The organism is Aquabacterium sp. (assembly GCF_030652515.1).
Taxonomy (GTDB): Bacteria; Pseudomonadota; Gammaproteobacteria; order Burkholderiales; family Burkholderiaceae_C; genus Aquabacterium.
Genome location: NZ_JAUSAR010000056.1, coordinates 1 through 6,557, shown reverse-complemented (window position 1 = coordinate 6,557; position 6,557 = coordinate 1). Strand labels below are relative to the sequence as shown.

Genomic DNA, 6,557 nt, shown 5'->3' with positions numbered 1-6,557 from the left:
GGTCTTGATCACCAGATCGGGGTTGATGATGAAGGTGCCACGCAGGGCCAGGCCTTCTTCTTCGATGTGCACGCCAAAGGCGCGGGTCAGCTTGTGGGTCGGGTCGCCGACCAGGGGGAACTTGGCCTTGCCGACCGCGTCGGAGGTTTCGTGCCACACCTTGTGCGAGAAGTGCGTGTCGGTGGTGACGATGTAGACCTCGGCACCGGCCTTCTTGAAATCTTCGTAGCTGTTGGCCGCATCTTCGATCTCGGTCGGGCAGTTGAAGGTGAAAGCGGCTGGCATGAAGATCAGGACCGACCACTTGCCCTTCAGGGTTTCGTCAGAAACGGTGATGAACTCACCCTTGCCACCGCGGTTCACGAAGGCTTCGGTCTTGAAAGGTTGGACTTGCGTGTTGATCAGGCTCATGGCTTGTTTCCTAGTTGATTGGTGGTTGTTGAAAAGAACATTGGCAATGGTAGGACAGCTTCACCATTGTCAAGATTGATTGATCAAATTTGGGTGATTGACAGGGGCTATGCCCGGGCTCAAAGGCGCGACCTGATCCACAGTCCGTAGACGATCAGGTTGAACACCACCATCAGGATGCCGAGCACGAGTTGCACGGTGGGCGTCAACCCATCAGGATAGAGCACTGACAGGATGTAGTGGTCGATGAAGCCGCCGTCATAGCCCTCCAGCCCCGCCTTGAGGCGAAGGCGGTTTTCAAGGGGCGTCAGCGGGCAGATGCTGCTGGTGAACTCGACGTAAATGCCCCAGATCAAGCACGGGACATGCACCCAGACCAGGCCCGGCCAGCGGAACAACAAACCTGCCCCAAAGATCACGAACAGGACGAAAGCCAGGTGGAAAACCACCAGGGAACTGGCAAGGATGGCGTAGGGCATTCAGCGATCATGCCTCAGGGCGCGGCGCGAGGCCAAGCTCAAGGTGGCCGCGAACAGCATCACCAAGGCCATGCCGTCCGACAGCGTTCGCCATTCGGCCACCACGCCGATCAAGGGTGGGCCCACCATCATGCCCAGGTAACCCAAGGCGGCGACGGCGGCGATGCCATCGGCGGGTGCCACACCTGGCACGCGGGCGGCCGCGCTGAACAACACCGGCACCACATTGGCCAGCCCGAGGCCGATCAGCGCGAAACCCAGCAAGGCCACGACCGGGTCATCGGTCACCAGCGTGAGCGCCATGCCCAAAGCCGCCAGCGCGCCGCAGATCTGAACCAACCTCACGGACGACAGCCGGGCCCGCACCCAATCACCACCGAAACGCGTGGCCGCCATCGCGCCCGAAAAACTGGCATAGGCCAGCGCAGCGGTGGCCGGTTTGGCCTGCAAGGACTCGTGCATGTAGAGCACGCTCCAATCGTAGATGGCGCCCTCGCACAGCAAACCCAGGGCGGCCAGCGCGCCAATCAGGCCCAGCACGCCGCGCGGCAGCACCATGCCGCCATCGGATTGGGCGTCGCGGCCAGCGTGCATGTGCAAGCAGCCCCACACGGTCAACAGGCCGCAGGCCAGCCCGGCGGTCAAGAGGTGCAAGGGCGCGCTCACGCCCAGGCCCTGCATGGCGCTGCCCAATCCCGCGCCTGCCATGCCGCCCAGGCTGAACAGGCCGTGAAAGCCGCTCATCAGGGGCCGGTTGGCCTGCCGCTCGATCTCGCTCGCGGCCACGTTGATTGCCACGTCGAACAGGCTGGCGGTGAGGCCGAAGGTGAACATCAAGGCCAACAAGGCGGCGTGGTGATGGGTGGCCAGCAGCAGCGTGATGGACAGTGCTGCCGCCAGGCCCGTGATGCAGGCCACGGTGCGGGGCCCCAGGCGGCCCACGATTCGCCCGGCTTGGGTCAGGCCCGTGATCGAGCCAACGCCAGCCGCCAGCATGGCCAAGGCCAGGGTCGTTTCACTCAAGCCATAGTGCGCCTTGACCATGGGCACTTGCACACCCCAGGTGGCGAACAGGGCGCCCGCTGCGAAGAACTGAGCGCGGATGGCCCAGGTGGAATGCGAGGCTTCAGCCAGCATCGTTGTTGTTCGTCAACCGCTGGATCTGTCGATCTTGCAAGGGCGAGAAAAGCACCAGGGCCGTGACGGCTCCGATCAGCGCAAAGAACATGTCCGATTGCGTGTCCCAGGGATCGCCTTGGGTGCCCAGGAACTCCTCCGCCCCCTGGCCTGCGATCAGCGCCACGCCCCACTCGACGAACTCATAGGTGGCGCTGATGGCCAGCACGATGCAGACCACGATGAACGCCAGCATCTTTGGTCCGTTCACGTGCTGGCCACGGATCAGGATTTCACGCGCGACCAAGGCAGGCACCAGCCCTTGAAAGAAGTGCCCGATCTTGTCGTAGGGGTTGCGTTGCAGTTCAAGCCAGTCTTGAATTTGAAAGCCCAGCGGCACGCGTGCGTAGGTGTAGGCGCCTCCGAGCATGAGCACCAATGCATGCGCAAAGATGCCAACGTAAAGCAGCGTGGTCAGGGGAAAGCGCTTGTAGCTGGCCCAAAGGATGGGCAAGGCGATGACCACGGGCGCGACCTCCAGCGCCCAAGTGGCGAAGTCGTAAGGCCGCAGGCCCGACAGCACCAGCAAGGCGATGAGCAACGCTGACGCGAAAGTCAGTGCTTTGGTGCGTTGCTGGTTTGATGTGTGGTCAGGCACGGTGCGTTCCCCGGTCAAGTTGGCTTGGCCACGAATTTAAGGTGGATCTCGACAGTCAATTGTTCGATGCGTTCGCTCAATTGCTTGGTGATTTCGGTCAGCTGGGTGTTTTGCTTCATGAGTTCGATCAACTGATCATTCTGCGCGCTGGCGAACAACTCGCGCTGCTCGCTGGCTTGGGCCAAGGCTTCCCGGTGCATGGCATCGGCTTCTGAGTGCACCCGGTCGCGGTCTGCCTGGCGCGTCTGAGCCAACAGGATCAGTGGCGCGGCATAGGCGGCTTGAAGGCTGAACGCCAAATTCAGCAGGATGAATGGGTAGACATCGAACTTGGTCTTGCCCATGGCATTCACGGCAATCCAGGCCACCACGATGATGGTTTGCGACACCAGGAAGACAGGGGTGCCAAAAAACCGGGCGAAGGCCTCGGCTTTCAAAGCAAACCAGTCGTCGCCAAAAACGGAGAACAGGTGGGCAAAGGGCAGGTGAAATCGGAAATGATGCTTGGACGCGCCTGGTGTCTTGAGGTCGGGGGCTGATTCATGGTTAGACGTCATGGGGGGCCTCTGCTTGGTGGGCTGCAAACGGAAAAATCACACAAACCGACGAGCTGCCGCCACTGGTTTCCAGCCAGATCACTTCCAGATCAGGAAACGCCCTTTCAAAGTTTTCGCGCTCGTTGCCAATCTCCAGAACCACCACGGCCTCGGGCGTCAGATACTGGCCTGGATGGGCCTCCAAGGTGGCCAGCAAGGCCCGCGTGAAGTCCATCCCGTCATCGCCAGAGGCCAGGGCCAACTCCGGCTCGGCCAGGTACTCGGCGGGCAGGGCGCGCATGGACTGTGCATTCACATAAGGCGGGTTGCACAAGATCAAGTCATAGGGCCCCCGGGCTTGCGCCAGGCCATCGCTTTGGATCAAGGTGATGCGGTCGGCCAAGTCATGCTTGTCCACATTGATGCGAGCCACGGCCAGCGCATCGGCGCTGATGTCCAAGCCATCCACGGTCACGTCCGGGTAGGCCATGGCAGCGATCACGGCCAGACTGCCATTGCCGGTGCACAGGTCCAGCACGCGGTGAGTGCGATCGCTCAGCCAGTGGTCAATGCTGCCGTCGGCAATCAGTTCTGCGATGAAGGAGCGGGGCACGATGGTGCGCTCGTCCACGTAGAACGGCACGCCTTGCAGCCAGGCTTCCTTGGTGAGGTAGGCGGCGGGTTTGCGGGTTTCGATGCGCTGGGTGACGAGGTCGTTGACCTTGGCTTGCTCGGCATCATCAACGGCTTGCTCGGCCACGCCATCCAGATCATCAATGGGCAGGCCCAGTTTCCACAGCACCAGCCAGGCGGCTTCATCAAAGGCATTGATGGTGCCGTGCCCAAATGAAACACCCGCCTGGGTGAGGCGGGCGCTGGCGGTTTCGATCAGTTCAATGACGGTGGTGGTCACGAGAGCAGTCTTTCAAGCGTTTGGCGGTAAATGTTTTTGAGGGGCTCGATGTCGGCCACGGCCACGTGCTCGTCGATCTTGTGGATGCTGGCGTTGACGGGGCCGAACTCAACCACTTGCGGGCAGATCTGCGCGATGAAGCGCCCGTCAGAGGTGCCGCCGGTGGTGGACAACTCGGTGGTGAGGCCGGTGACGTCCTTGATGGCGCCCGCGATGGCTTCGATCAGGCTGCCTGGGCGCGTGAGGAAGGGGCGACCGCCCAAGGTCCAGTCAATGTCGAAGCTCAAACCATGCTTGATCAAGACGGTTTGCAGGCGTTCTTTCAAGCCGTCGGGCGTCGACTCGGTCGAGAAACGGAAGTTGAAGTCCACCACCAACTCGCCAGGGATGACGTTGTTGGCGCCGGTGCCCGCGTGGATGTTGGACATCTGCCAACTGGTGGGTGGGAAATGGTCGTTGCCCTGGTCCCAGGTGATGCTGGCCAGTTCGGCCAAGGCAGGCGCGGCCAGGTGGATGGGGTTTTGCGCCAGGTGTGGGTAGGCGATGTGGCCCTGCACGCCCTTGACGCGCAACTTGCCCGACAACGAGCCACGTCGGCCGTTCTTGATCATGTCGCCCACGGACTTGACCGAGGTGGGTTCGCCCACGATGCAGCAGTCCAGGCGTTCGCCGCGCTGGGTGAGCCATTCGCAGACCTTGACGGTGCCATCGACCGAAGGGCCTTCTTCGTCGCTGGTCAGCAGGAAGGCGATGCTGCCTTGGTGCTGCGCATGGCCGACGACGAATTCTTCGGTGGCCACCAGCATGGCGGCCAGAGAGGTTTTCATGTCGGCCGCGCCACGGCCAAACAGGTAGCCATCGCGGTGGGTGGGCACGAAGGGTGGGCTGGTCCATTGGTCCAGTGGGCCGGTAGGGACCACGTCGGTGTGGCCAGCGAACACGAGGGTGGGTGCTCCGCTGGCATGGCCCAGACCGCGCTTGATGGCCCACAGGTTGGTGACCGGGGCGTCAGCAGGCCCGAAGGTCAGCGTGTGGCATTCAAAGCCCAGGGCTTGGAGACGCTCAATGAACACCTCCTGGCAAGCGCCATCGTTGGGGGTGACGGAGGAGCGGGCAATCAGCGCCTCGGTCAGGCGCAAAGTGGCTGTCATGGCGTGGCCTGATCAGGAGCTTAGAAGCGGGTGGACCCAAAACCGCTGTGGCGGTCATCGTTGTTCACGTCCAGCGTGATTTCGGTGAAAGATGGGCCTTCTTCGGTCTCTTCGGCCTTGGCGGTCAACTTCGACGAGGCACCTTGGTCATTCTGCAGGCGCCACATCAGGTTGGTGGGCGAGTCGGCATTGGCCAGGCCTTCTTCGCGGGTGATCAGGCCTTCGCCTATCAAGCGGGCGATGTCGTGTTCGAACGCTTGCGAGCCTTCGGCCATGGATTTCTCCATGGCCTCTTTCACGCCGGTGAAGTCGCCGCGCTCGATCAACTCGGACACCAGCTTGGTGTTGAGCAGCACCTCGACTGCCGGGATGCGGCCGCCTGCCGTGGCGCGCAACAAGCGTTGCGACACGATGGCTTTCAGGCCGGAAGCCAGATCGCTCAGCAAGGCCGGGCGTGACTCTGGCGTGTAGAACGACAGGATGCGCCCCAGGGCGTGATAGCTGTTGTTGCCGTGCAGCGTGGACAGCACCAGGTGGCCCGACAGCGCGTACGAGATCGCCGCCGTCATGGTTTCACGATCACGGATTTCGCCGATCAGGATGCAATCGGGCGCCTGGCGCAGGGCATTGCGCAAACCCACTTGCAGCGAGGCCGTGTCGCGGCCCACTTCGCGCTGGTTGACCACCGACTTCTTGTTCGAGAACAAGAATTCCATCGGGTCTTCAATCGTCAGGATGTGGCCGGTCATGCGCTGGTTGCGCAGCTCCAGCATCGAGGCCAGCGTGGTGCTTTTGCCCGAGCCGGTGGCACCGGCCAGGATGATCAGGCCGCGCTTTTCCATCACCAGCGACGACAAAATATCGGGCAGATTCAGGGTGTCAAGCGCGGGGATCTCGGAGGGGATGTGCCGGAACACCGCCGCGATCGAGCCACGTTGCTTGAAAGCGCTGAGCCGGAAAATCGCCACGCCCGGGATCGTCAGGCCGACGTTCAACTCGCCGGTGTCGTCCAGCTCTTCCATCTGCGTGGGCGAGAGCATCTCGGCCAGCAACTGGCGTGGCTGCGAGGGCTTGAGCGGCTGGTCGGTCAGTTGCAGGATCTGCCCGTGGAGCTTGATGAGGATGGGCGTGGCGGCCGAGAGGAAGACGTCAGAGGCCTTCTTTTCAGCCATCAAACGCAGGACTCGTTCCAGATTGCCTTCACTCATCAAGTGTCTCCTTGGGGATCGGTTTTTATCAGGCGCGCAGCAGGTCGTTGATGCTGGTCTTGGAGCGCGTTTGCGCATCAACCCG

At 62.1% G+C, this 6,557-nt stretch carries 8 protein-coding genes; all 8 read right to left on the bottom strand.

Features of this window, described 5'->3' with window-relative positions; translation table 11 throughout:
- Window positions 1–411, bottom strand: a 411-nt coding sequence (locus Q7V20_RS06980) for a redoxin domain-containing protein (protein WP_304788570.1), incomplete at its 3' end; no start/stop codon positions are given.
- 119 nt (window positions 412–530) lie between these two features.
- The gene (locus Q7V20_RS06975; RefSeq protein ID WP_304788568.1) at window positions 531–890 is read right to left on the bottom strand and encodes a DUF2784 domain-containing protein; all 360 of its coding nucleotides are present in this window, start codon (window positions 888–890) and stop codon (window positions 531–533) included.
- Window positions 891–2,027: an MFS transporter gene (locus Q7V20_RS06970; protein WP_304788566.1), complete on the bottom strand. Its 1,137-nt coding sequence runs from the start codon at window positions 2,025–2,027 to the stop codon at window positions 891–893.
- Complete coding sequence (locus tag Q7V20_RS06965) at window positions 2,017–2,664, bottom strand: DUF2238 domain-containing protein (protein WP_304788564.1); 648 nt, start codon at window positions 2,662–2,664, stop codon at window positions 2,017–2,019. The genes Q7V20_RS06970 and Q7V20_RS06965 overlap by 11 nt, the downstream gene beginning before the upstream one ends.
- A gap of 14 nt (window positions 2,665–2,678) precedes the next feature.
- On the bottom strand, window positions 2,679–3,221 hold the full coding sequence (locus tag Q7V20_RS06960; protein ID WP_304788563.1) for a DUF1003 domain-containing protein: 543 nt from the start codon (window positions 3,219–3,221) through the stop codon (window positions 2,679–2,681).
- A complete protein-coding gene (gene prmB / locus Q7V20_RS06955; protein ID WP_304788561.1) occupies window positions 3,211–4,113 on the bottom strand; it encodes a 50S ribosomal protein L3 N(5)-glutamine methyltransferase in 903 nt (300 codons plus the stop codon). Before prmB ends, Q7V20_RS06960 begins: the two co-directional genes overlap by 11 nt.
- Window positions 4,110–5,264 (bottom strand): succinyl-diaminopimelate desuccinylase, encoded by a 1,155-nt coding sequence (dapE, locus tag Q7V20_RS06950; RefSeq protein WP_304788559.1) that lies wholly within the window; start codon window positions 5,262–5,264, stop codon window positions 4,110–4,112. The genes prmB and dapE overlap by 4 nt, the downstream gene beginning before the upstream one ends.
- A 20-nt stretch (window positions 5,265–5,284) precedes the next feature.
- On the bottom strand, window positions 5,285–6,472 hold the full coding sequence (locus Q7V20_RS06945; protein ID WP_304788557.1) for a PilT/PilU family type 4a pilus ATPase: 1,188 nt from the start codon (window positions 6,470–6,472) through the stop codon (window positions 5,285–5,287).
- Window positions 6,473–6,557 lie beyond the last annotated feature (85 nt).